We start from the raw sequence: 24,427 nt of genomic DNA, 5'->3' as shown, positions 1-24,427 counted from the left end.
GGACTCGCACCGGGCCTCCTGCCCGTGCGGTGCGCAGCGACGCCGAGGCGACGCGCACGGCGTCAGTCGCCGGAGGGCTCGTCCGTCGGCGTGGCCGACGGGGTCTCGGCCGGCAGGGTGACCGCACCGGTGGGCGTCGAGGTGGGGGTGAGGGTCGCGTACTCCTCCTGCGCGGAGGAGAGCACCGGGACGTTCGCCGAGACGCCCTCGGTGTCGGGGTAGGAGAAGTACACCTTCGCCAGCGAGCCCGGCTCGGCGTCGGCGCTGTCGAAGTCGAGCGTCGCGTGCTGCGAGTCGTTCGCCAGGTCGACGTGCGCGTTCGCCGGCACGAGGACGGTCTCGGTGTCGCCACCGATCTCCACCGAGACGGTGATCGCGTCGCGCTCGTCGTTGTTCACGAGCGTGCCGACGAAGCGCGCGGCCGTGCCGTCGTCCGAGATGAGGAGGGCGTTGCGCACGTCCACCTTGCCGGTCGAGACGTTGACGCCGTCCGTGATCTGCTTGATGTCGACGGTGTGCGCGGGCGACATGAACTCGCAGCCGGTGGCGCCGAGCGCGATGGTTGCCGCAACGGCGACGGACACGAGTACCCGAGCTCGCAAGAGATTCCTCCGTAAGTCACGATGAGGACCGGACGGTCCCGCACCATCCTACCGATCGACGGGTGGGCGTCGTGCTGAGGGTCCCCTTACCCGAAACGCCCTTGTGGTAAACTGGAAGTCTGGGAACGGAGCCTGATACATGCAATTCGAGGTCGGCGAGACCGTCGTCTACCCCCACCACGGGGCGGCAACCATCTCTGAAGTCAAGACGCGCGTCATCAAGGGTGAGGAAAAGGTCTACCTGAAACTGCGGGTCACGCAGGGTGACCTGACGATCGAGGTCCCGGCGGACAACGTCGACCTGGTCGGCGTCCGCGACGTGATCGGCAAGGAAGGACTCGACAAGGTGTTCGAGGTCCTCCGGGCGCCGTTCACCGAGGAACCCACCAACTGGTCGCGCCGGTACAAGGCGAACCTCGAGAAGCTCGCTTCCGGTGACGTCATCAAGGTGTCCGAGGTCGTCCGCGACCTCTGGCGACGCGACCAGGACCGCGGACTCTCCGCGGGCGAGAAGCGGATGCTGGCGAAGGCCCGGCAGATCCTGATCTCCGAGCTCGCGCTGGCCGAGAAGACCGACGAGGACAAGGCATCGACCGTCCTCGACGAGGTCCTGGCCTCCTGAGCCACTGAACGCGACAGCACGGACGACGACCGCACGGTTCCCCGCAGGGGTGGACCGGGCGGTCGTCGTCGTTGCGGCGGGGTCCGGCACCCGGCTCGGCATCGGCACCGCGAAGGCGTTCGTCCCCGTCGCCGGCACGCTCATGCTCGCGCGGGCGATCGAGCCCCTCTTCGCCCTGGCGACGCCGACGCTCGTCGTCGTGGTCGCGCCGGCGGCACTGCTCGACGACTGCCGCCAGCTGGTCGCCGCGGTCGCGGGGGCTGCCGGGGCGTACACGGCGGTGGTCGCCGGGGGCGCCGACCGGCACGGCTCGGTGCAGGCCGGCCTCGCCGCGCTGCCCGACTCCGTCGAGACGGTCCTCGTGCACGACGCGGCCCGCTGCCTGACGCCCGCCAGCCAGTTCGACCGGGTGTTCGACGCAGTCGCCGGTTCCGTGCGCGACGGCTCCGGAGCCGGGTTCGTCCCCGCACTGCCGGTCGTCGACACCGTCAAGCGCGTCGACGGGGACCTCGTCGTCGAGACCGTCGACCGGTCCGCGCTCGTCGCCGTGCAGACGCCGCAGGGGTTCCCGCTCGGTGCGCTCCGGCAGGCCTACGCCGCGTCCGAGCGTTCCGAGACCGACGACGCCGGCGTGTTCCGGGCCGCAGGTCGCACGGTCCGGTCCGTCCCGGGCGACGCCGACGCCTTCAAGATCACGACGCCGTGGGACCTCGGCCGTGCCGAGTCGATCGTGCGGGCCCGCTCCGCGGCACCTGCCGACACCCGGGTCGGCCTCGGCGTCGACGTGCACGCGTTCGACGCCGCGTCGCCGTGCCGGGTCGGCCTGCTCGACTTCCCCGGCGAACCGGGGCTGTCCGGGCACAGCGACGGCGACGCCGTGGCGCACGCCGTGTGCGACGCCCTGCTGTCGGCCGGCGGCCTCGGCGACATCGGTGGGACCTTCGGCACGTCGGATCCGCAGTACGCAGGTGCCGCGGGCGACGTCTTCGTCCGCGGCGCGGTCGCGATGCTGGCGTCCGCGGACCTCGTCCCCGTGTCCGTCACGGTGCAGGTGATCGGGAACCGCCCGCGCATCGGTGCACGACGGACCGAGATGCAGGACGCCCTGTCGGCCGTGGTCGGTGCGCCGGTCGCGGTGTCCGGCACCACCACGGACGGTCTCGGCTTCACGGGTCGGGGCGAAGGACTCGCGGCGATCGCGACCGCCGTCGTCCGGCGGGCCTGACGTCCTAGGCTGGGATCGTGACCGTTCGCCTCTACGACTCCCGCGCCGCAGCCGTGGTCGACCTCGTCCCGCTGGTCGACGGACGGGTGAGCATGTACGTCTGCGGTCCGACGGTGCAGTCGTCGCCGCACATCGGGCACCTCCGCTCGGCACTGGTCTACGACATCTGGCGCCGCTGGCTGACGTACCGTGGCCACCGTGTGACCCTGGTGCGCAACGTCACCGACATCGACGACAAGGTCCTCGACCTGGCCGCCGGCACCGACGAGGAGTGGTTCGCCCGCGCCTACCGCGTCGAGCTGGAGTTCACGGCCGCGTACGCCGCCCTCGGCATCCTGCCCCCGACGTACGAGCCGCGGGCGACCGCGAGCGTCCCGCAGATGCACGACATCATCGAGCGCCTGGTCGAACGCGGGCACGCGTACGTGGCGGCCGACGGGTCCGGCGACGTCTACTTCGACACCGGCAGCTGGGCCGACTACGGCGTGCTCACCCGGCAGCGCCGCGAGGACATGGTCGACGCCGCCGACGCCGACCCCCGCGGCAAGCGCGACGCCCGCGACTTCGCGCTCTGGAAGGGCTCGAAGCCCGGTGAGCCGGCGACCGCGTCGTGGGACTCGCCCTGGGGGCCCGGCCGTCCCGGCTGGCACATCGAGTGCTCCGCGATGTCCCGCCGCTACCTCGGCCCGGCGTTCGACATCCACGGCGGCGGACTCGACCTGCGCTTCCCGCACCACGAGAACGAGCTCGCGCAGTCGACCGCGGCGGGCGACCCGTTCGCCTCGTACTGGTTGCACAACGGCCTGGTGACCGTCGACGGGCAGAAGATGTCGAAGTCGCTCGGCAACTCGATCTTCGCCGCGGACTTCCTGGCGGCGGCACGGCCCGCGGTCGTGCGGTACTTCCTCGGCGCCGCGCACTACCGCTCGTCGATCGACCACCACGAGGGGTCCCTCGCCGAGGCCGAGGCGGCGTACGACCGCATCGACGGCTTCCTGTCCCGCGCCGAACCCCGGCTCGAGGGCGTGCACCTCACCGACGCCCCGGCCGTGCCGGACGCCTTCGCGGCGGCGATGGACGACGACCTGGCGGTCCCGCAGGCACTCGCCGTGCTGCACGAGACGGTCCGCGCCGGCAACGCCGCCCTGGACTCCGGCGATGCGGAATCCCTCGGGGTCGCGTACCATCAGGTGGCCGCGATGGTCGAGGTCCTCGGCATCGACCCGCGGGCCGCCCACTGGTCGGGCACCGGCCAGGACGCCTCGGCCGGCCCGCTCGCCGCCCTCGTCGAACGCCTCGTGCAGGAGCGCGCGGACGCCAGGGCAGCACGGGACTTCACCGCGGCCGACCGAGTCCGCGACGACCTCGCGGCCGCGGGCATCACGATCGAGGACACACCGTCCGGAACACGCTGGAGCATCGCCTGAACACGGCAGTGCCGAACAGGAGCTACGCATGAAGAACGTCTCGGGCAACAAGAAGGGCCGGCCCGGTGCCGTCCGTTCCGGCCGCAAGGGCAACAAGCAGGTCGGCTCCGGCGGCCAGGGCGCGCAGGCGCTCGAGGGCCGCAAGCCGACCCCGAAGGCCGAGGACCGGCCGTACCACCCCGCCGGCAAGCGCAAGGCCGCGAAGGACCGGTTCGAGGCAGCGAAGGGGCGTCACGGCGCCTCGTCGACGCCGCAGAGCCGCACCCGCCCGCCGGCGCGGAAGACCGACGACTCCGAGCTCGTGACCGGCCGCAACTCCGTGCTCGAGGCGCTCCGCACGAAGACCCCGTCGACGACGCTCTACATCGCGTCCCGCATCGAGGTCGACGACCGCGTCAAGGAGATCCTCGCGCTCGCCAACCACCGCGGTGTGGCGATCATGGAGATCATGCGCCCGGAGCTCGACCGCATCACCGGGCACGACAGCGTGCACCAGGGCGTCGCGCTCAAGGTGCCGGCGTACCAGTACGCGGTCGCCGAGGACATCGCCGAGCAGGCGTTCGCCCGCGACCAGGTCCCGCTCATGGTGGCGCTCGACGGCATCACCGACCCGCGCAACCTCGGTGCCATCATCCGCTCGACCGCGGCCTTCGGCGGGCACGGCGTCATCGTGCCGCAGCGCCGCTCGGTCGGCGTGACGGCGTCGGCGTGGAAGACTTCGGCCGGTGCCGCCGCCCGCACGCCCGTCGCGATGGCTCCGAACCTGACGCAGACCCTCAAGTCGCTCAAGTCCATGGGCCTGTTCGTCCTCGGTCTGGACGGCGACGGCGACGTCGAGCTCGACGCCCTCGAGCTCGCCGACCGGCCGATCGTCATCGTCGTCGGCTCCGAGGGCAAGGGCCTGTCGCGCCTGGTCACCGAGACCTGCGACGCGATCGTGTCGATCCCGATCTCGAGCGCGACCGAGTCCCTCAACGCCGGCATCGCCGCGAGCGTGACCCTGTGGGAGGTCGCGCGGCGCCGTCGCTCCGCGTAGCCGCACGCACTTCGTGAGCAGGAATGGTCNNAGGCGACCATTCCTGCTCACGGGGTGGTGCGCGCTGGGCGTGACGGTCTGGAGGGCCGGCGCCGGTCTCCGGGACGTGGGCCGGGCCTCCAGACGGTCGCGTTCTCGACCCCGAACGGTCAGGACACGTCGGATGGTGCCCGCCGTGTGGTCACGAGTCGTCGCTGCGAGACGCCCCTGCCGGCCGTCTGCGACCAGTCGGCGTCCACCCGGCGGGGTGTCGTGACCGACCGGCGACCGTCTCAGACGGTCGCGCGCCAGTCGTCGACGTCGTCGGAGTCGTCCGCGTCGACCTCGGCGTCGTCGACCACCGGGATCGGCAGCGTCATCGACGAGGTCGGCGGGTTGATGAGCAGTCGCTCGTCACGGCGGTGTCGCAGGACGTCGTTGATGTAGGCGGTCGTGGCCTCGGGCAGGGAGACCGAGCGTTCCTCCTGCTGGGACATGAACCAGCGGTGCTCGAGCAGCTCGTGGAAGACCTCCGCCGGCTCGAGGCGCCCGCGCAGGTCGCGGGGGATCGAGCGGACGACGGGCTCGAAGACCCGGGACACCCACTCGTGCGCCACCATCTCCTCGTCGAGCTCGTCACGGCCGTTGCGGGCACGGTACGAGTCGAGGTCGTTGAGCAGGCGGCGTGCCTGGTTCTCGCCCGCGTCGAGGCCGGTCAGGCGCAGCAGACGGCGCTGGTGGTGGCCGGCGTCGACGACCTTCGGCTGGATCCGCACCTGCGAACCGCCCTCGGTCGTGTGGATCGAGAGCTCCTCGATGTCGAAGCCGAGCTCGTTGAGCCGTTCGACGCGGTCGTTGATGCGCCACCGCTCCTTGATGTCGAACTGCTCGGTGCCGGTGAGTTCCTTCCACAGGGTCCGGTACTGGGCGACGATCCGGTTCGACACGTCGACCGGGTCGGCGTTCTCGTCGAGGCGCCCGCCGGCCTCGAGGTCGAGCAGCTCGCCGGCGATGTTCACCCGGGCGACCTCGAGGTCGTTCTCGCGCTGCCCGTTGGACAGGCCGCCGGGGTAGAGCTTGCCGGTCTCGGCGTCCACCAGGTACGCGGCGAAGGAGCCGGCGTCGCGGCGGAACAGCGTGTTCGACAGCGAGACGTCACCCCAGTAGAAGCCGATGATGTGCAGCCGGACGAGCAGCAGCGCGAGCGCGTCGACCAGGCGGGTGGCGGTCTCCGGGCGGAGCGTCTGCGAGTACAGCGCCCGGTACGGCAGCGAGAACCGCAGGTGCCGGGTGACGAGCACCGGGTGGAGCGGCTGGCCCTCGGCGTCGGCGCGGTTCGTGATGACGGCCACCGGGTCGACGCACGGCACGTCCATGCGCTGCAGGGTCCGGAGCATGTCGTACTCGGCACGGGCGACCTCCTCGCCCGTCTCCTTCACGGCGGCGACGTACCCGCCCAGGTGCACGAAGCGCACGAGGTGTCGCGAGATGCCCTTCGGCAGCGCGACGATCGTCTCGTCCGGCCAGTCCGCGAGCGGCAGGTCCCAGGGCAGGTCGAGCAGTCCGGGGTCGACGGTGGCGGCGGTGATGGACATCGACTCGGGCACGGTTGGTTCCTGTTCGGTGCGTGGGAGAGGCGCGGTGCCGTCCGGCACCGCGCCTCTTGGTCGTGACCCTGCGGTCCTACGCGCTGATGACGGCCTTGTCGTCGAGACGCTCGCCCGACTCGGTGTCGAACGCGTGCACGTGGCCCTGCTTCGGCGTGACGACGATCGTGTCACCGATCGAGGGGTGCGAGCGACCGTCGACACGGGCGACGATGTCGACGCGCGAGCCGTTGACGTCGGCGTGACCGTAGAGGTAGCCGTCGGCGCCGAGCTCCTCGACGACGTCGACCGTGACGGGCAGGCCCTCGCCGGAGGACGACACCTGGACGTCCTCGGGGCGGATGCCGACCGTGATGTTCCCGGCGCGGGCGTTCGAGAGCGTGTCGCGGTCGATCGGGTGGTTGAGCGTGCCGAACTTGATGCCGCCCTCGACCACGTCGGCCGGCAGGAGGTTCATGGCCGGCGAACCGATGAAGCCGGCGACGAAGACGTTGTTCGGCTTCTCGTACAGGTCGCGCGGCGAGCCGACCTGCTGCAGGATGCCGTCCTTGAGCACCGCGATGCGGTCGCCCATCGTCAGGGCCTCGGTCTGGTCGTGCGTGACGTAGACCGTGGTGACGCCGAGACGACGCTGCAGCGACGCGATCTGGGTGCGGGTCTGCACGCGGAGCTTGGCGTCGAGGTTCGACAGCGGCTCGTCCATGAGGAACACCTGCGGCTGACGGACGATCGCGCGGCCCATGGCGACGCGCTGACGCTGACCACCGGAGAGGGCCTTCGGCTTGCGGCCGAGGTACTGCTCGAGGTCGAGGAGCTTCGCGGCCTCCTGCACGCGGGTGGCGCGCTCTTCCTTGCCGACGCCGGCGATCTTGAGCGCGAAGCCCATGTTCTCGGCGACGGTCATGTGCGGGTACAGCGCGTAGTTCTGGAACACCATCGCGATGTCGCGGTCCTTCGGCGGGACGTCCGTGACGTCGCGGTCGCCGATGCGGATCTGGCCGGAGTTGACCTCTTCGAGGCCGGCCAGCATGCGGAGCGAGGTGGACTTGCCGCAGCCCGACGGGCCGACGAGGACGAGGAACTCGCCGTCGGCGACGTCCAGGTCGAGGGAGTCGACCGCGGGACGGTTGCCTCCGGGGTAGAGACGGGTTGCCTTGTCATAGGTGACGGACGCCATGAGCGTTCGATCCTTCCTTCACCGGCAGGTACGTGCCGGACGATCCGAGTGAAGCGGTTGCCCGTGCGGGCCCCGGACGGTCGTCGTCGACCATCGGAGTTCATACAACACGAGTTCCCCGGGGTGCGCCAGTGTTTCCCGGCTGGTTGGGTGGTTCCCAGAGCGGCCCACTACAATCGCCGGGTCCGTCCGCCGAGCGGGGGTGAGCCGTGCGGACGCCGATCAGGAGGACGACGCACCGATGACCAACCGCCCCGAGGGTGACGCCCGCGCCGCGCGGAACGAACGCCGTGAAGCCGCCCGACAGCGAGCCCAGCGTGCCCGCACCCAGCAGAAGCGTCGTCAGCGTGGCGTCCGGCTCGGACTGCAGATCGGCATCGGTGTGGTGCTGCTCGCGGCCGCGACGATCGTCACGCTCGTCCTCGTCGACTCGGTGCAGCCCGCCGGCCCCGGCCCGTCGACGATGTCGCAGGGCGGCATCACGATCGGGCAGGACATGAAGGCCGTGTCCGGGTCGGCTCCGGCCTCGCCGAGCGCCACCGCGTCGGACGGTGCCGGCACCGTCCGCATCACGCTCTACGTCGACTACCTCTGCCCGACCTGCGGCCAATTCGAGGAGGCCAACGGCGACTACATCGAGAGCCTCGTCGACTCCGGCGCCGCGACGGTCGACATCCACCCGGTCGCGATCCTGGCGAACCGGTCGCAGGGCACGAAGTACTCGCTCCGCGCCGCGAACGCCGCGGCCTGCGTGGCCGAGCACTCGCCGGACCGGTTCTACGCCGTGAACAAGGCGCTCTTCGCGAACCAGCCGGAAGAAGGCACCGCCGGACTCACCGACGCCGAGCTCACGAAGGTGGTCACCGGGGTGAGCGGGCTGCAGGACCGTCGGGCGATCGAGCGCTGCATCGCCGACCAGGACTACAGCAAGTGGGTCGACGAGCGCACGAACGCGGTGGCCGGCGGCGACATCCCCGGTTCGTCGATCACCGAGTTCCCGGGGACGCCTCTGGTGCTCGTCAACGGGCAGCAGTACGAGCTCACCTCGCCGATCACGAACGACGACTTCCGCACCTTCGTGGTGACGGCGGCCGGCGCCTCGGAGCCCACCGCGACGCCGACGCCAACGGCGACGCCGACGGCGACGCCGTCCGCGTCGAGGACGCCGTCCCCCTCACCGACCAAGCGCTGACCGCGCGGACGCGAGTCCGGGACGGACGGGAGGCCCGGTGCCAGCTGGCACCGGGCCTCCCGTCCGTCTGTGCGGACGTCGCGTGCCGTCTGTGCGGACGTCGCGTGCGCGTTCCTTCCCATCGCACTCGTAGTAGGAAGCTGGATCGCGCGTAGGAGGTCGGAACGTCCTGCTGCCTACGCGCGGAAGTACTCACCACGCGCGGAACGGCCACCGACGCGCGGAACTGCCCCCGAGCCCCGAGCCCCGCCCCGCCCAGGGGAGGGGGCTACAGGGACGAGCCGGGGACGCTGAAGGTGTCGCAGGCCGTGGCGCCCCGCTGGTAGCCCTGCACGAACCACTTCTGGCGCTGGGCACTCGAGCCGTGCGTGAAGGAGTCCGGGTCGACGCGGCCCGAGGACCGCTCCTGGATGCTGTCGTCGCCGACGGCGCTCGCGGCGGACAGGGCGTCGTCGATCTGCGCGCGGGTGATCGGCTCGAAGAAGGTGTTGCCGGCGGCGTCCTCGGTGTTCGCGGCGTCGCCGACCCATGCACCGGCGTAGCAGTCGGCCTGCAGCTCGACGCGCACGCTGCCGGAGGACGCCCCCGTGCCCGAGCGGTCGGTGTTCGCGAAGGACCCCTGGAGCTGCTGGATGTGGTGGCCCCACTCGTGCGCGACGACGTACATCTGCGCCAGCGGGCCGCCGGACGAGCCGTACTGCGACTGCAGGTCGTCGTAGAACGCGGTGTCGAGGTAGATCGAGCGGTCCGGCGGGCAGTAGAACGGCCCCGTCGCGGCCGACGCCTGACCGCACGAGGTGCTCGTGGAGTCGGTGAACAGGACGAAGCCAGGCGTCGAGTAGGTGATCCCGAGGTCGCGCGCCTCGGCGGTCCAGAAGGCGTCGAGCGACTCGGCGGCGCCCTCCATGCGGCACTCCACCTGCAGGTTGGCGTCGCGCCCGGTGCGGCACTCCGCGGCGGCGTCGACCGACTGGTCCGGCTGCTGGATCTGCGTCGTGCCGCCGCCGTCGACGAGACCGGTGAGGTCCACACCGGTGAACTGCGCGATGAGGAACACGATGATCGCGCCGACGCCCACCGCGCCGCCGCCGATCGCAGCCCCTCGGCCCCGTCGCGTGACCTTGCCACCGGACAGCCGGGAGTCGTCGTTGAACGTCATGCTCCCGAATGTACGGGTCACCCGGTGCCCGCGTACCGTCGGAGGTGTCGGCGACCCCGACACCTGTCGTACAACCGGAAGGAACCACACCATGGCCACTCCCATCAGCACCGTGATGAGCCCCGCCCGCTACGTCCAGGGCAAGGACGCGATCACCCGGGTCGGCGAGTTCGTCGCCCCGATCGGCGGGCGGCCCCTGATCGTCGCGGACGACGTCGTCTGGGGCATCGTCGAGGCCGCGGTCACCGAGAGCTTCCAGGCCGCCGACCTGCGCGTCGAGCGCGTCGGCTTCGGCCGGTTCGCCACCCCCGAGGCGGTCGACGCGCTCGTCGCGCAGATCCGCGACACCGAGGCCGACGTCATCGTCGGGCTGGGCGGCGGGTCCGCGATCGACGCCGCGAAGGCCTCCGGGCACCTCGCCGGCATCCGGTGGGCGAGCGTCCCGACCGCCGCCTCGACCGACGCCCCGACCTCGGCGCTCGCCGTCATCTACTCGGAGGAGGGCGAGTTCCTCGAGTACCGCTTCTTCCCGCACAACCCCGACCTCGTGCTCATCGACACGAAGCTCGTCGCGAACGCCCCCGTGCAGTTCCTCGTCGCGGGCATCGGCGACGCCCTGGCGACCTGGGTCGAGGCCCGCGCCGCCAAGCGCGCCAACGCCGACACCATGGCCGGCGGGCTGCAGACCGAGACGGGCGTGGCCCTCGCCGAGCTGTCCTGGAAGCTGCTGCACGAGAACGCCCTGCAGGCCATCGAGGCCGTGAAGGCGAAGGTCGTCACGCCCGCGCTCGAGAAGGTCGTCGAGGCGAACACGCTGCTCTCCGGGCTCGGCTTCGAGTCCGGCGGGCTCGCCGCCGCGCACGCCATCCACAACGGACTGACCGCGGCACCGCAGACCCACGGCCTCGCGCACGGGCAGAAGGTCAACATCGGCACGCTCGCCCAGCTCGTCCTCGAGGGCGCCGACGCCGCCGAGATCGAGGACTTCGTCGTCTTCACCACGAAGGTCGGGCTGCCGAACACCCTCACCGAGATCGGCCTGACCGTCGACGACACGACAGAGCTCCGGGCCGTCGCCGACGCCGCGACCGTCGCGGACGAGACGATCCACAACATGCCGTTCCCGGTCACGCCGGAACTGGTCGTCGACGCGCTCATCGCGATCGAGGGCATCGCGCGCAGCATCCGCGCCGCGCACGGACTGCCGGAGCCGGAGCTGTACCGCGCCCACTAGGACGCCGTCGAGGGGGTGCGGAGCACGATGGGGACATGCCCGTTCTCGACGAATCCCACCCCCTCTTCCTGCTCGCCATGGACCAGCGCTCGTCGCTGCTCGAGCACACCTACGGCTCCGACACCGGTGCGGCCGCCGACGAGTCCGAGGCCGAGCGGGTCCGCGCCGGCAAGCAGCTGGTGTACCGGGGGCTGCTCGGCGCCCTGGCCGCCGGGGCGTCCCGCGACCGCACGGGCGTGCTCGTCGACGAGCGCTACGGCGCCGACGTCGCCCGGCTTGCGAAGGAGGCCGGCCTGCAGCTCGCGATGCCGATCGAGCGCTCCGGTCGCGACTGGTTCGAACTCGAGTACGGCGACGACTGGCTCGCCCACGTCGAGGCCTTCGACCCCGACTGGGTGAAGGTGCTCGTCCGCGACAACCCCGACTTCGACGCCGACCGCCGCGCGGACCAGGCCGACCGGCTCGCCGCGGTCGCCGGCGCCCTGCGGGACGCCGGTCGGCCGTTCCTGGTCGAGCTGCTCGTGCCCGGTACCGACGAGCAGCAGGCGTCGGTCGACGACTACGACCGGGACCTGCGCCCCGAGCTCGTCGTCCGCGTCCTCGAGTACCTGCAGGACCGCGGGGTCGAGGCCGACGTCTGGAAGCTCGAGGGCCTCGACCGCCGCGAGGACGCCGAGCGCGTCGTCGCCACCGCTCGCCGCGACGGCCGTGACGCCGTGCAGTGCATCGTCCTCGGCCGCGACGCCCCGGAGGACCAGCTCGACCACTGGCTCCGCACGGCGGCACCGGTCGACGGCTTCGTCGGGTTCGCGATCGGTCGGAGCAACTGGGAGTCGGCGCTCGACGACGTCGTGCAGCACGGCCTCGACACGGGCGCGGCCGAGCAGCGCATCGCCGCGAACTACCGCCACTTCGTGGACACCTGGCTCGAGGCGCGCCCCGGCGTCGAGCACGGGGTGGACGCCGGCGGCCACTGACCGCGGTCGGCGCGGGATCAGGTGCGGACGAGCGGCTCCACCGCCGCCAGGTCGGCACCGATCCCGACGTCGACGAGCTCGATGCGCCCGGCCAGCGTCGCCGCCGGACCCACCAGCAACCCGGCCTTCACCCCGCCGAACGTGACCGTGACGTCGGCGTGCAGGACGTGCTCGTCGGCGATCCTGCCGGTGTCCACGTCGATCCCGCTCGGCACGTCGACGGCGACGACGAACGGCGCCCGCTGGTCGCGGGCGAGCTCGCGGATCGCGTCGACGACCTCGCGGGCGGGGGAGCGGAGGGCCGCCGGACCCCGCACCCCGATGCCGAGCACCGCGTCGAGCACGAGGTCGGCCTCGAGGGCCGCGTCCGTCACGACCGCCTCGGGGCTGGCGGGGTCGTCCAGGAGGCGCGCCCCGGCGTCCAGCGCCGCTGCCAGGCCCGCCTCGTGGACACGTGAGCCGACGCGCACGACCGCCACGTGCCTCCCGTCCGCCGCGAGCCGCGCACCCGCGAACAGGGCGTCACCGCCGTTGTCGCCGCTGCCGACCAGCAGGAGCACGGACCCCGGGCCGTCGCCCGGCCGGACGGCCGGGTCGTCGAGCAGGTCACCGACGACGCGGGCGAGCCCGTCGGCAGCACGCTGCATGAGGGGTTCCCCCGCCTCGAGGTGCGGGCGTTCCGCCGCGCGGATCTGATCGGCTCCGTACCCGTCCATGGCCACCACAGTGCCCCGGTAGCCTGGAGGGGACATGTCACTCGTCCCCGCAGCGCCCGCTCCCCGCATCGTGATGTCCCCCGACGGGCTCCGGCTCGCCACGTACGACTTCGGCGACCCCGACGCACCCGCGGTCGTCGCGGTGCACGGCTTCGCGTCGGGCGCGCTGCTGAACTGGCACGCCTCGGGCTGGACCCGCGACCTCGTGCGCGCCGGCCACCGCGTGGTCGCGCTCGACCAGCGCGGGCACGGGGCGAGCGCGAAGCCGCACGACCCCGACGCGTACTCTATGGACCTGCTCGTCGCGGACGTCACGACCGTCATCGACACGTACCTGCTCGACGACGTCGCGTTCGTCGGGTACTCGCTCGGCGCACGCGTCGGCTGGCACACCGCCGACCGGCTGCCCGACCGCATCACCCGCGCGGTGCTCGGCGGCATCCCCGACGCCGACCCGATGCGCCGCGTCGCCGTCGACCAGGCGAAGGCGTACATCGCCGACGGCACCCCGGTCGAGGACCGCGTGACGAACGGCTACCTGACGATGGCGGCCGGGGTCGAGGGCAACGACCTCCGCGCCCTCGTGGCCATGGTCGAGGGCATGCGCAACAGCGTCGAGCCGACGCCGGAGAACGCCCCCGCGCAGCCGATCCTGCTGGCGGCCGGCAGCGAGGACGGCATCCGGGACAGCGCCGTGCGGCTGGCCGAGGCGGCACCGCACGCCTCGTTCTCCGAGATCCCCGGACGCAACCACTTCAACGCACCCACCTCGCGGGCGTTCCGGGACGCCGCCGTGGCGTTCCTCGGGCCGGTCGGCTGAGGGGTACTGGCAGGTCCTCGCTGTCGCAGGGCGCCGCGCGTAGCGTCCCCGCCATGGACCACAGACTCCTCGGCAACAGCGGGACATCGGTGTCGACGCTGACCCTCGGCACGATGACGTTCGGCAGCGAAGCCGACGAACCCACCTCACACGCGATCCTCGACGCCTTCGTGGCGGCCGGCGGCACCCTCGTCGACACGGCCGACGTCTACTCGGGCAACGAGTCCGAGCGGATCATCGGCCGCTGGCTCGCCGCCCACCCCACCGAGGCGGCGCAGGTCGTCCTCGCCACCAAGGGACGGTTCCCGCAGGGCGACGGACCGAACGACGTCGGGCTCTCCCGGCGGCACCTGCGGGTCGCCCTCGACGCCTCGCTCGAGCGGCTCGGCGTCGACCACATCGACCTGTACCAGATGCACGCGTGGGACGCCCTCACGCCGATCGAGGAGACCCTGCGCTTCCTCGACGACGCCGTCTCGGCGGGGAAGATCGGCACGTACGGCTTCTCGAACTACCTCGGCTACCAGGTCACGAAGGCCGTGTACGAGGCGAAGGCGCACGGGTGGGCGCCCCCGGTGACGCTGCAGCCGCAGTACAACCTGCTCGTCCGCGACATCGAGCACGAGGTCGTCCCGGCCTGCCTCGACGCCGGCATCGGACTGCTGCCCTGGTCGCCCCTGGCCGGCGGCTGGCTGTCCGGCAAGTACCAGCGCGACGAGGCCCCGACCGGGGCGACCCGCCTCGGTGAGAACCCGCAGCGCGGCATGGAGGCCTGGGAGGCCCGCAACGGCGACGAGCGCACCTGGGCCGTCCTCGACGCGGTGTCCGCGGTCGCCGACGCCCACGGCGCCTCGCGGTCGCAGGTCGCCCTCGCCTGGCTGCTCGCCCGGCCGGCGGTGACGAGCGTCATCCTCGGCGTCCGGACGCTGTCCCAGCTCGAGGACAACCTCGGCGCGGCCGACCTCGTGCTCACCGAGGACGAGCTCACGCGGCTCACCGACGCCAGCGCACCCCGGGTCGACGACTACCCCTACGGCACCGCGGGCGTGGCGCAGCGCGAGCGGAAGATCGCCGGGGGCCGCTGACCGGATCGTGCGGTTTCCCGCCGATGACCGGGCCGGGTGTGGACCCGGGCCGTCGGGCGGGGCATCCTCGTTGCACGACCGGCTGGTTACCGAGTCCAGCGAGCGGGACGTCCCCCTGAACCGCGTCCCGTACGCCGATGCCCCGGGCGAAGAATCGCCCGGGGCATCGTCTCGTCCGCGCTGCGTTGCTCAGCGCTGCATTGCTCAGCGCTGCGTTGCTCAGCTCCGCTCAGCGGAGCGAGGACTCGTGGGCCGGCAGCGGGACTCGAACCCGCAACCCCCGTATTACAAGTACGGTGCGCTACCAATTGCGCCATGCCGGCTGACGCCGCTCATCCTACCGGTGAGGGCGTCGGGGCCTCACTCGGCGGTCGCCGCCTCGGTCTTCTCCGAGAAGTTCAGCGAGATCGAGTTCATGCAGTACCGGTCGCCGGTGGGGGTGCCGAACCCGTCGGGGAACACGTGGCCCAGGTGCGAACCGCAGTTCGCGCAGCGGACCTCGGTGCGGACCATGCCGAGGGACTTGTCCTCGATGAGCTGCACGGCGTCCGGGTCGACGGACTCGTAGAACGACGGCCAGCCGCAGCCGGAGTCGAACTTCGTGCCGCTCTTGAACAGCTCCGCCCCGCAGGCCGCACAGGTGTAGACGCCGGCACGCTCCTCGTCGAGGAGTTCACCCGTCCACGGCCGCTCGGTCCCCGCCTGACGGAGGACGGCGTACTGGTCCGGCGAGAGCTCCTCGCGCCACTGGGCGTCGGACTTGTCGACGTTGTATGCCATTGCTTCCTCCTGCTTCCGGTCGGGTTCCACTGGCCACGCCCGACCACTTCAGTAAACTCGCCGCGATGTCCGAGCATTCCGTGCGCCGCGCCCGTTGGACCCGTCTGACGACGGACGAACTGTACGGCATCGTCGTGCTCCGGAACCGCGTCTTCGCGCTCGAGCAGCGGGTGACCGCCGAGGACTTCGACGGCCGCGACCGCGAACCCGACACCGAGCACTGGTGGTTCGGCACGGACACCGAAGCGGTTGGGTACCTACGACTGATCCGTCCGGCGGCGGACGAGGTCCACCCGCCCGGCACGACGCCCCCGGCCTGGGTGATCGGCCGGGTCGCGACGTCCCCGGACCACCGCGGCCGGGGGATCGCCGGCCGGCTCGTCGCCGCCGTCCTGGCGGAGCACGAGGGCGACCCGGTCGTCCTGCACGCCCAGGAGTACGTCGCCGCCCTGTACGAACGGCACGGCTTCGTCCGGTTCGGCGAGCCCTACGACGAGGCCGGCATCCGCCACGTCGGCATGCACCGCCCGTGAACACGCGCGACCGGTACGCCGCGTACGCGGACCGCATCGAGGCGGTCTCCCCGTCGTACGCGGCGTGGGCCCGGTCGCTCGACGACGCGCTCGTCGCGCTCCTGGCCGAGGTCCCCGAGCAGCAGCGCCAGCCGGAGCTGTTCTTCGCGGTCGCGCGGCGGCTGGGTGCGGATCCGTCGGACCCCGGTGCGCTGCGCGCCGTCGGCCGGGAGGCCCGCCCCGCCCTGGTCGCGGCCCTCGCCTCCGCCACGGTGCAGGCCAACGACCCGCGGCGGCTCGCGCCCGTCGTCCCGCTCTTCGCGGCGCTCGCCGCGGCCACCGAACGGCCGCTCGGCCTCGTCGACGCCGGCGCGGCGGCGGGGCTGTGCTCGATCCCGGACCGGGTGACGCTCGACCACCGGACGTCGGGGTCCCGGGTGCCGACGGACCGCGCCCCGGTGCCGTCGTCGCGCCCCGACTCCTCGGGGCGCGACGACCACGGCGGGGTGCGCACCGAGGTCGTGCGGATGCACACGGCGGTCGACGAACCCGCGGTCCGTCTCGTCGCCGAGGTCTCCGGGGTCCTCCCGGCCCCGGCGAGCAGGCCGATCCGGATCGGCGCGCGGATCGCCCTCGACCCGAACCCGATCGACCTCGCCGCACCGGGCGCGTTCGACCGGGTGGTCGAGGCCGTCCCGCCCGAGGCGACGGACCGGATCGCCCTGATGCGCGAGGCGGCGCGCGCGACGCTCGCCGTGCCTCCCGTGCGGATCCGGGGCACACTGCCCGGCGACCTCGACCGCGCGCTCGACGCCCTGCCGGACGACGTCGAACCGGTCGTGCTGACGACCGGCACCCTGGTGTACGTGCCGGGCGCCGGCCGGCAGCGGTTCGTGGACCGGATCCGCGAGCGGGGCGTGCACTGGATCGCGCTCGAGCGCACCGGGATCCTCACGGACGTGGCCACGACGCTTCCGCCGGACGTCGACCCCGCCGACCCGGACGCGTTCGCCACCGCCTCGCTCGACGGGGTCGCCGTCGCGGTGTCCGACCCGTTCGGCACGCGCGTGCGCTGGCTGCGGGCACCGAACCTGTGACCGGGGTTCGCGACAGTCCAGCGGCGTGCCAGGGAGCGGGTGCACTCCGCCCCTACGATGTGCTCGACCCGCCCGCCGACTCGTGATCGGAACCGCAGTGACCGCCAGTCCCACCGACGAGCACGGGGTCGACCAGCACAGCGCTGGTCGGTCCGACGCTGATGGACTCAGCGAGCTCGCGAAGCACGTGCTCTCGTTCGAGCACGAGCGGGTGCGTCACGACCGCACGAAGGAAGCGGACATCCGGGTCGAGTTCGAGATGTCGGCGGCGCGCTACTACCAGGTGCTCAACCGTGTGATCGACTCGCCCGCGGCGCTCGCCTACGACCCGCAGCTCGTCACCCGGCTGCAGCGGCTCCGTCACGCGCGCACCGGCGCCCGGGCCGCGCGGAGCTTCGTCGCGCCAGGAGCCGCTCCCGAAGGACGTGAAGAGGAACGATGAGCACCAGATTCCCCCGAGACCGGTTCGACGACGTCGTGGACGGCCCCCGGGTCGGCGCACACCGCGGCGTCCAGCGTCGCGGCCGCGGCTGGGTCGTGTTCGCCTGGGCCGCCCTGGCCACCGGCGTGCTCGTCGGGATCGGCGTGCTCGTGCTCGCGCTCGTCAACGACAGCTACTCGTTCCCCGGCTCGGACGCACCGAGCACGAGCGCCTCGGCGACCGCGAAGCCGTCCGCCTCGTCGAAGCCGTCCGCGTCGGCGTCGTCCGGTTCCGGTTCCTCCGGCTCCGGGTCGTCCTCGGGCGGCGCGGCGGCCGCGACGCCGGCGCAGCAGGGCACCACGACCGTCGTCGTCCTGAACGGCACGACGACGAGCGGACTCGCCGCACGGGCGAGCACGGCGCTGACGGGTGCCGGGTGGCAGGTCGCCTCGACCGGCGACGCGGGCACCACCGGCTCGACCGCGACGATCGTCTACTACCAGCAGGCCGCGCAGGCAGCGGTCGCGCAGGGCGTCGCGAAGCAGCTCGGGGTCACCGCGGTGCAGCAGTCGTCGGCCTTCCCGAACGCCGACGTCAGCGTCGTCCTCGGGGCCGACTACGCCGGCTGAGGTGCGCTTTCCGCCCGGTTGTGTGACGGGCGTGTTTCGAACTCGTTGATTTCTGCGGGAAACGAGGTGAAACAACGTCACACCTCTTGCCTGATCGGCTCGCGTCGGTCAGAGTCCCATCAGACGGCGAACACGTCGTCCGCACAGCAGTACCAGGGAGCAAGAGATCATGGCCAACGGAACCGTGAAGTGGTTCAACGCTGAAAAGGGCTTCGGCTTCATCACCGTCGATGGAGGAGGTCAGGACGTGTTCGTGCACTACTCGGCCATCGACATGTCGGGCTACAAGGTCCTCGAGGAGGGCCAGGCGGTCGTCTTCGACGTCGGCACGGGGTCCAAGGGCCCGCAGGCCGAGTCGGTCCGACCGGCCTGAACCACCGGCAGCAGCACCACCGCGAACGCGTCGTCCCCTCCGGGGCGGCGCGTTCGTCGTGTGCGCCCCGAGGGTCCGGATCGGCGGCGCACGGGCCCGGACCGGCGGCCCGCGCCGTGCCGGCCTCTCGCTCCTGCCGCACGGTGTCCTGGGAACTCGACACAGGCCTGCCGATCGTGTTGCACTCGCACCCCGCGAGTGCCAGAATCGGCGTTGGCACTCGCTCACGCTGAGTGCCAGCACGACCCCCAAGACGACGTCCGGGAGGGACGAAAAACCACATGGCTAAGATCATTGCTTTCGACGAGGAGGCCCGCCGTGGCCTCGAGCGCGGCCTGAACCAGCTGGCCGACGCCGTGAAGGTGACGCTCGGCCCGCGCGGCCGCAACGTCGTCCTCGAGAAGAAGTGGGGCGCCCCCACGATCACGAACGACGGTGTCTCCATCGCCAAGGAGATCGAGCTCGACGACCCGTACGAGAAGATCGGCGCGGAGCTCGTCAAGGAGGTCGCCAAGAAGACCGACGACGTCGCCGGTGACGGCACCACCACCGCGACTGTCCTCGCCCAGGCGCTCGTCCGCGAGGGCCTCCGCAACGTCGCCGCCGGTGCCGACCCCGTGTCGCTCAAGCGCGGCATCGAGAAGGCCGTCGCCGCCGTCTCCGACCAGCTCCTCGCCAACGCGAAGGACATCGAGACCAAGGACCAGATCGCCGCGACCGCGTCGATCTCGGCTGCCGACCCGACCATCGGTGCGCTCATCGCCGAGGCCATCGACAAGGTGGGCAAGGAAGGCGTCGTCACCGTCGAGGAGTCGAACACCTTCGGCACCGAGCTCGAGCTCACCGAGGGCATGCGCTTCGACAAGGGCTACCTGTCGCAGTACTTCGTCACCGACCCCGAGCGTCAGGAAGCCGTCTTCGAGGACGCCTACATCCTGATCGTCAACTCGAAGATCTCGAACATCAAGGACCTCCTGCCGGTCGTCGACAAGGTGATCCAGGCGGGCAAGCAGCTCCTCATCATCGCCGAGGACGTCGACGGCGAGGCCCTGGCCACGCTCGTCGTGAACAAGATCCGCGGCATCTTCAAGTCCGTCGCCGTCAAGGCCCCGGGCTTCGGCGACCGTCGCAAGGCCATGCTGCAGGACATCGCGATCCTCACCGGCGGCCAGGTCATCTCGGAAGAGGTCGGCCTCAAGCTCGAGAACGCCACGCTCGACCTGCTCGGCAAGGCCCGCAAGGTCATCATCACCAAGGACGAGACGACCATCGTCGAGGGTTCCGGTGACGAGGAGCAGATCGCCGGCCGCGTCCGTCAGATCCGTTCCGAGATCGAGGCGACCGACTCCGACTACGACCGCGAGAAGCTCCAGGAGCGCCTCGCGAAGCTCGCCGGTGGCGTGGCCGTCATCAAGGCGGGTGCCGCGACCGAGGTCGAGCTCAAGGAGCGCAAGCACCGCATCGAGGACGCCGTCCGCAACGCGAAGGCAGCCGTCGAAGAGGGCATCGTCGCCGGTGGTGGCGTCGCCCTCATCCAGGCCGGTGCCGTCGCGCTCGAGTCCCTCGACCTCGAGGGTGACGAGGCGACCGGTGCGAACATCGTCCGCGTCGCCATCGACGCGCCGCTCAAGCAGATCGCGCTGAACGCCGGTCTCGAGCCGGGTGTCGTCGCCGCCAAGGTGCGCGAGCTCGAGTCGGGCTGGGGCCTCAACGCCGCGACCGGTGAGTACGTCGACCTCGTGGCCGCCGGCATCATCGACCCGGCCAAGGTCACGCGCTCGGCGCTGCAGAACGCCGCGTCGATCGCCGGTCTGTTCCTGACCACCGAGGCCGTCGTCGCCGACAAGCCGGAGAAGACCCCGGCCATGCCGGCCGGCGACCCCACGGGTGGCATGGACTTCTAGGCAGTCCCACCGGAAGGGCCCCGCACGCTGACGCGTGCGGGGCCCTTCCGCGTGCGGGGCGGGCGGGCTGGGGCGGGCGGAGGCCAACCGGCCCGACGCCCCGCTCAGTTTCGTCGAGTGGTCACGAAGTGTCGGCAGGCTTCGACTCTGCCGACGCCTGGCCCCCGGTCGCCAGGGCTCGTGCGGCGATTCGTGCCCACTCGGCGTTCGCGCCTTCCGCGCGGCGCTGACAGCGATCCCCTCACAGGAGGAGCGGTTCGGCTCCTCGTCCACAGGCCGATCCGACAGGCGGTCGCGATCCGAGCCCGCGCTCGATGCTTGCGAGATGCCACGTCCTCGCCCGCTGCCGCCGGACCTCATCACCCGCTCGTTCTCCGTATCCGAGGCGTTCGCGAAGGGAGTCCACCCGGAGCGTCTTCGTCGCCGCGACCTGGTGGCTCCGGTGCGCGGCGTCCGTGCTGCAGCGGACGACGCAGACTTCGTTGCCGCAGTGGCACTCGTCATGCGCCCGGACCAGTACTTCAGCCACACCACCGCTGCAGCGCTCTGGGGAGCACCGCTGCCTCCTCGCGTCCGCGACGACTCGATGGTCCACGTGACCACCGTTGGCGAGGACGGGCGGATGCGGCGTCCGGGAGTGATCGCGCATCGTCGGTCCGGTGTCGAGGTCGTCGAGCACGCGGGGTACCGGGTGAGTTCACCCGCGGGGATGTGGTTCGAGTGCTCGGCATGTCTCGATGTGGGTGCCCTCGTGGCGGTCGGGGACCACCTGGTCGGACGGTCGGGTCTGGCGACGATCGACGACCTCCGCGCGGCAGTGGTCGCAGGCAGCAGGTACGTGCGGGTTGCTCGGGCTGCCCTGCACCGCGTCCGTGTAGGAGCCGAATCCGCGATGGAGACGTGGTTGCGCCTGGCCGTCGAGGATGCAGGGTTCCCGGAACCAGAGCTGAACGTCGACGCGCACGATGCGGACGGCCGATTCCTCGGCCGTGTCGACCTCGCTTGGCCGGAGTACCGGATCGCGCTCGAGTACGACGGTGATCACCATCGGGAACGCGACGTCTTCCGACACGACCAGCGACGAGACAACGGCTTCGTGGTCAACGACTGGTTGGTGATCCACGCGACCGCGGCGGACGTGAGTCGCCCCTCGGTGCTCCTCGAACGACTGCGGCAGGCGTTCGCGGCTCGCACGGCCGCGTGATGCCCACCGGTCGTGAACCGCTGTCGCTCGGCCGCGTACTGGTCACGCGCCGTCGATGAGCTCGCCGTCAGTCGACAGGAGGTGACCGGTCGGCGGAGTCGAGCGGGGTGTTGTGTCCGGTCGGCCGGGAAGGCCGCCGCCCGCCGGCACCGGCCCGCGCGTCAGACGGCGTCGCGCGGCAGCAGGGGGAGCCAGACGCGGAAGGTCGCGCCGCCGCCCTCGGTGTCGAAGACCTCGACGGAGCCGTTGTGCGCGGCGACGATGCCGGACACGATGGCCAGGCCGAGGCCCGAGCCGCCGGTGTCCCGCGCGCGCGAGGTGTCGGCACGCCAGAAGCGCTGGAAGATCTTGTCGCGGAGCTGCGCGGGGATGCCCTCGCCGTGGTCGATGACGTCGAGGTGCGCCATGCCGCGCTCGTCGTCCACGCCGATGCCGATCTCGATCGGGTCGTCGTGCGCCGTGAACCGCATGGCGTTGCCCATCAGGTTCGTGACGATCTGGCGGATCTTGTTCTCCTCCGCCAGGACGATCGGCGGGCGCTTCGGCAGCACGACCGTGGGCAGCGGCGTGGTCTCGTCGGTCGGCGCGGCCCCGGCGTCGATGTTCATCGCCCGGGTGCGGCGGGCGCGGAGGCGCGCGATGGTCTGCCGCGAGAACGCGATCGGCCCGGTGGTGTTCGCCGAGGTGGGCGACGCCGGGGCGACCTCGCCCGTGTCGGACGGCGAGTCCGACGAACCGGACGACAGCGACGACAGCGGGCGGACGGCCTGGGGCACGCTCTCGCCGGTCAGGGCGTCCTCGACGAGGACCTGGATCTCGCGGTCGGGGTTGGACGCCATCGTGTCGAGGGCGGAGTCGCGGGCGATGGCGACGAGGTCGACCGGGCCGAGCTCGAGCGGCTTCGACTCGTCGATGCGGGCGAGCTGGAGCAGGTCCTGCACGAGGAGACCCATCCGCTGCGCCTCCTTCTCGATGCGCTCCATCGCCTGGGCGACGTCCTCTTCCTTGCGCAGGGCGCCCATGCGGTAGAGCTCGGCGTACCCGCGCAGGGACACGAGCGGCGTGCGGAGCTCGTGCGAGGCGTCGCCGACGAACCGACGCATCTGGGCGATGGTGCGCTCGCGGTCCTCGAACGCCGAGTCGATCCGTTCGAGCATGACGTTGAGGGAGCGGTTGAGTCGACCGACCTCGGTGTTCGGGGTGTCGGCCTCGAGGCGCTGGTTGAAGTCGCCCGCGGCGAAGCGGGCGGCGGTGTCCTCGACGTCGCGCAGTGGGTCGAAGGTCGCGGTGACGAGCAGCCGGGTGAGCATGGCGCCGAGCAGGATCACCGAGGCGCCGAACCCGAGGAAGATCGCGGTGAACTTGCCGATCGTCTCGTCGGTGCCGGCGCTGGAGACCGCGATGAGCACGTAGCCGGTCTCGGTGGTGCCGTCGGACTGGTTCTGCAGCGACGCGGGGATCACCTGCGCGCGCCACTCGTGGTTGTGCTGGCTGTCGTAGAGCGAGACGCGCTGGTTGGCCTGCGCGGCCGACACGAGCGTCGCCTGGCGGATGTCCGGGCGGCTCGGGGCCTTGGTCTCGCAGATCTGGTCGCCGTCGGCGTCGTAGGCCGCCACGTAGGCGCTCTGCGACAGCACGATCGACAACCGGCAGTACTGCTTGCCGTCACTAATGTTCTGGCCCTCGAGCTGCTCGGTGGTCTGCTTCACCGTATTGTCGAGCTGCTGCATGAGGTACGTGGAGAGCACCGTCATCGTGCCGAGGCCGGCGACGAGCAGGCCGAGCGCGACGAGCAGCACCGTGATCCCGGTGATCTTGGTGCGCAGGGAGATCCCGTCCCACCAGTGGCTCATTCGCGTGTGCATGCTGCCCCAACGATAGACAGCGGGCGCCCGGTGAAACCGGACGCCCGCCGTGAAGACCTGACGGTGCTACGAGGCCTTCGAAGCCTTCAGCATGTAGCCGAAGCCGCGCTTCGTCTGGATGATCGGCTCGGCCGAGTACTGGTCGAGCTTGCGGCGCAGGTACGAGATGTAGCTCTCGACGATGCCGGCGTCGCCGTTGAAGTCGTACTCCCACACGTGGTCGAGGATCTGCGCCTTCGACAGCACGCGGTTCGGGTTGAGCATGAGGTAGCGGAGCAGCTTGAACTCGGTGGGCGAGAGCTCGATCTGCGCGTCGCCGATGGTGACCTCGTGCGTGTCCTGGTCCATCGTGAGCTCGCCGGCGCGGATGATCGCGTCCTCTTCGTCGTTCATGGTGCGACGGAGGATGGCCTTGATGCGGGCGACGATCTCGTCGAGCGAGAAGGGCTTGGTGACGTAGTCGTCGCCGCCGACGGTGAGGCCGGTGATCTTGTCCTCGGTGTCGTCCTTCGCGGTGAGGAACAGGATCGGCGAGGTGTAGCCCGAGGACCGCAGGCGCTTCGTGACGCCGAAGCCGTTCATGTCGGGCAGCATGACGTCGAGGATGATGAGGTCCGGCTCTTCTTCGAGCACGGCGGAGATCGCCTGTGCCCCGTTGCCGACCGCGCGCACCGCGAAACCGGCGAAGCGCAGCGAGGTCGTCAGGAGGTCGCGGATGTTCGGCTCGTCATCGACGATCAGGATCTTGGGGCCATCGCTCATGGTCCTATCTTCTGACCGTTCC

Annotated in this window: 24 protein-coding genes and 1 tRNA gene; 16 read left to right on the top strand and 9 right to left on the bottom strand. The window is 71.4% G+C overall.

The window, feature by feature from the left end:
• Nucleotides 1-62 precede the first annotated feature (62 nt).
• Complete coding sequence (locus tag BIU94_RS15195) at nucleotides 63-602, bottom strand: hypothetical protein (RefSeq protein ID WP_139196419.1); 540 nt, start codon at nucleotides 600-602, stop codon at nucleotides 63-65.
• 139 nt (nucleotides 603-741) lie between these two features.
• Between BIU94_RS15195 and BIU94_RS15190 the strand changes: the two genes are divergently transcribed.
• The 4 genes from BIU94_RS15190 to rlmB are packed head-to-tail and all read left to right on the top strand — an operon-like array spanning nucleotide 742 to nucleotide 4,912.
• Nucleotides 742-1,224: a CarD family transcriptional regulator gene (locus BIU94_RS15190; protein WP_017888066.1), complete on the top strand. Its 483-nt coding sequence runs from the start codon at nucleotides 742-744 to the stop codon at nucleotides 1,222-1,224.
• A gap of 49 nt (nucleotides 1,225-1,273) precedes the next feature.
• Nucleotides 1,274-2,449: a 2-C-methyl-D-erythritol 4-phosphate cytidylyltransferase gene (ispD, locus tag BIU94_RS15185; protein WP_071262648.1), complete on the top strand. Its 1,176-nt coding sequence runs from the start codon at nucleotides 1,274-1,276 to the stop codon at nucleotides 2,447-2,449.
• 17 nt (nucleotides 2,450-2,466) lie between these two features.
• Nucleotides 2,467-3,876 (top strand): cysteine--tRNA ligase, encoded by a 1,410-nt coding sequence (gene cysS / locus BIU94_RS15180; protein WP_071262647.1) that lies wholly within the window; start codon nucleotides 2,467-2,469, stop codon nucleotides 3,874-3,876.
• Nucleotides 3,877-3,904: 28 nt separating this feature from the next.
• On the top strand, nucleotides 3,905-4,912 hold the full coding sequence (gene rlmB, locus BIU94_RS15175; RefSeq protein ID WP_071262646.1) for a 23S rRNA (guanosine(2251)-2'-O)-methyltransferase RlmB: 1,008 nt from the start codon (nucleotides 3,905-3,907) through the stop codon (nucleotides 4,910-4,912).
• Between the two features lie 272 nt (nucleotides 4,913-5,184).
• On the opposite strand, the gene BIU94_RS15170 is transcribed toward rlmB, so the two are convergent.
• The gene (locus BIU94_RS15170; protein ID WP_139195879.1) at nucleotides 5,185-6,498 is read right to left on the bottom strand and encodes a DUF4032 domain-containing protein; all 1,314 of its coding nucleotides are present in this window, start codon (nucleotides 6,496-6,498) and stop codon (nucleotides 5,185-5,187) included.
• 76 nt (nucleotides 6,499-6,574) lie between these two features.
• A complete protein-coding gene (locus BIU94_RS15165) occupies nucleotides 6,575-7,675 on the bottom strand; it encodes an ABC transporter ATP-binding protein (RefSeq protein ID WP_071262645.1) in 1,101 nt (366 codons plus the stop codon).
• A gap of 241 nt (nucleotides 7,676-7,916) precedes the next feature.
• On the opposite strand from BIU94_RS15165, the gene BIU94_RS15160 reads away from it, so the two are divergent.
• The gene (locus tag BIU94_RS15160; protein ID WP_071262661.1) at nucleotides 7,917-8,867 is read left to right on the top strand and encodes a thioredoxin domain-containing protein; all 951 of its coding nucleotides are present in this window, start codon (nucleotides 7,917-7,919) and stop codon (nucleotides 8,865-8,867) included.
• A gap of 268 nt (nucleotides 8,868-9,135) precedes the next feature.
• Here the strand turns inward: BIU94_RS15160 and BIU94_RS15155 are convergent, their stop codons facing one another.
• Nucleotides 9,136-10,026 (bottom strand): neutral zinc metallopeptidase, encoded by an 891-nt coding sequence (locus BIU94_RS15155; RefSeq protein WP_071262644.1) that lies wholly within the window; start codon nucleotides 10,024-10,026, stop codon nucleotides 9,136-9,138.
• Between the two features lie 91 nt (nucleotides 10,027-10,117).
• Between BIU94_RS15155 and BIU94_RS15150 the strand changes: the two genes are divergently transcribed.
• A complete protein-coding gene (locus tag BIU94_RS15150) occupies nucleotides 10,118-11,260 on the top strand; it encodes a glycerol dehydrogenase (RefSeq protein ID WP_071262643.1) in 1,143 nt (380 codons plus the stop codon).
• 35 nt (nucleotides 11,261-11,295) lie between these two features.
• Nucleotides 11,296-12,237, top strand: coding sequence for a 2-deoxy-5-keto-D-gluconate 6-phosphate aldolase domain-containing protein (locus BIU94_RS15145; RefSeq protein WP_071262642.1), 942 nt, complete (start codon nucleotides 11,296-11,298; stop codon nucleotides 12,235-12,237).
• A gap of 17 nt (nucleotides 12,238-12,254) precedes the next feature.
• Here the strand turns inward: BIU94_RS15145 and BIU94_RS15140 are convergent, their stop codons facing one another.
• Nucleotides 12,255-12,953, bottom strand: coding sequence for an NAD(P)H-hydrate epimerase (locus BIU94_RS15140; RefSeq protein WP_139196418.1), 699 nt, complete (start codon nucleotides 12,951-12,953; stop codon nucleotides 12,255-12,257).
• A gap of 34 nt (nucleotides 12,954-12,987) precedes the next feature.
• Between BIU94_RS15140 and BIU94_RS15135 the strand changes: the two genes are divergently transcribed.
• Entirely contained in the window at nucleotides 12,988-13,773 is a 786-nt protein-coding gene (locus BIU94_RS15135) for an alpha/beta fold hydrolase (RefSeq protein WP_071262640.1), read from the top strand.
• A 53-nt stretch (nucleotides 13,774-13,826) separates the two neighbouring features.
• Nucleotides 13,827-14,858 carry an aldo/keto reductase gene (locus tag BIU94_RS15130; RefSeq protein ID WP_071262639.1) on the top strand — a complete coding sequence of 344 codons (1,032 nt, stop codon included), beginning with the start codon at nucleotides 13,827-13,829 and terminating at the stop codon, nucleotides 14,856-14,858.
• A gap of 250 nt (nucleotides 14,859-15,108) precedes the next feature.
• On the opposite strand, the gene BIU94_RS15125 is transcribed toward BIU94_RS15130, so the two are convergent.
• Nucleotides 15,109-15,181, bottom strand: a tRNA-Thr gene (locus BIU94_RS15125).
• A gap of 37 nt (nucleotides 15,182-15,218) precedes the next feature.
• Nucleotides 15,219-15,638: a peptide-methionine (R)-S-oxide reductase MsrB gene (msrB, locus tag BIU94_RS15120; RefSeq protein ID WP_071262638.1), complete on the bottom strand. Its 420-nt coding sequence runs from the start codon at nucleotides 15,636-15,638 to the stop codon at nucleotides 15,219-15,221.
• A 65-nt stretch (nucleotides 15,639-15,703) separates the two neighbouring features.
• On the opposite strand from msrB, the gene BIU94_RS15115 reads away from it, so the two are divergent.
• The 7 genes from BIU94_RS15115 (at nucleotide 15,704) to BIU94_RS17900 (ending at nucleotide 21,778) form a co-directional block, all read left to right on the top strand.
• Nucleotides 15,704-16,171 carry a GNAT family N-acetyltransferase gene (locus tag BIU94_RS15115; protein ID WP_071262637.1) on the top strand — a complete coding sequence of 156 codons (468 nt, stop codon included), beginning with the start codon at nucleotides 15,704-15,706 and terminating at the stop codon, nucleotides 16,169-16,171.
• Nucleotides 16,168-17,247: a DUF2332 family protein gene (locus BIU94_RS15110; protein WP_071262636.1), complete on the top strand. Its 1,080-nt coding sequence runs from the start codon at nucleotides 16,168-16,170 to the stop codon at nucleotides 17,245-17,247. Before BIU94_RS15115 ends, BIU94_RS15110 begins: the two co-directional genes overlap by 4 nt.
• Before the next feature lie 97 nt (nucleotides 17,248-17,344).
• Complete coding sequence (locus BIU94_RS15105; protein ID WP_071262635.1) at nucleotides 17,345-17,689, top strand: DUF3263 domain-containing protein; 345 nt, start codon at nucleotides 17,345-17,347, stop codon at nucleotides 17,687-17,689.
• Complete coding sequence (locus tag BIU94_RS15100; protein ID WP_071262634.1) at nucleotides 17,686-18,297, top strand: LytR C-terminal domain-containing protein; 612 nt, start codon at nucleotides 17,686-17,688, stop codon at nucleotides 18,295-18,297. Before BIU94_RS15105 ends, BIU94_RS15100 begins: the two co-directional genes overlap by 4 nt.
• Before the next feature lie 169 nt (nucleotides 18,298-18,466).
• Complete coding sequence (locus BIU94_RS15095) at nucleotides 18,467-18,670, top strand: cold-shock protein (protein WP_017888049.1); 204 nt, start codon at nucleotides 18,467-18,469, stop codon at nucleotides 18,668-18,670.
• Nucleotides 18,671-18,951: 281 nt separating this feature from the next.
• Nucleotides 18,952-20,574 carry a chaperonin GroEL gene (gene groL / locus BIU94_RS15090; RefSeq protein WP_071262633.1) on the top strand — a complete coding sequence of 541 codons (1,623 nt, stop codon included), beginning with the start codon at nucleotides 18,952-18,954 and terminating at the stop codon, nucleotides 20,572-20,574.
• Between the two features lie 904 nt (nucleotides 20,575-21,478).
• Entirely contained in the window at nucleotides 21,479-21,778 is a 300-nt protein-coding gene (locus BIU94_RS17900) for a hypothetical protein (RefSeq protein ID WP_175473907.1), read from the top strand.
• Between the two features lie 161 nt (nucleotides 21,779-21,939).
• Here the strand turns inward: BIU94_RS17900 and BIU94_RS15080 are convergent, their stop codons facing one another.
• Entirely contained in the window at nucleotides 21,940-23,643 is a 1,704-nt protein-coding gene (locus tag BIU94_RS15080; RefSeq protein WP_071262631.1) for a cell wall metabolism sensor histidine kinase WalK, read from the bottom strand.
• A 66-nt stretch (nucleotides 23,644-23,709) separates the two neighbouring features.
• A complete protein-coding gene (locus tag BIU94_RS15075; RefSeq protein ID WP_017888045.1) occupies nucleotides 23,710-24,405 on the bottom strand; it encodes a response regulator transcription factor in 696 nt (231 codons plus the stop codon).
• Nucleotides 24,406-24,427: the final 22 nt, after the last annotated feature.

It is taken from the genome of Curtobacterium sp. MMLR14_006 (assembly GCF_001864985.1).
Taxonomy (GTDB): Bacteria; Actinomycetota; Actinomycetes; order Actinomycetales; family Microbacteriaceae; genus Curtobacterium.
This window is presented reverse-complemented; position numbering and strand designations above follow the sequence as displayed.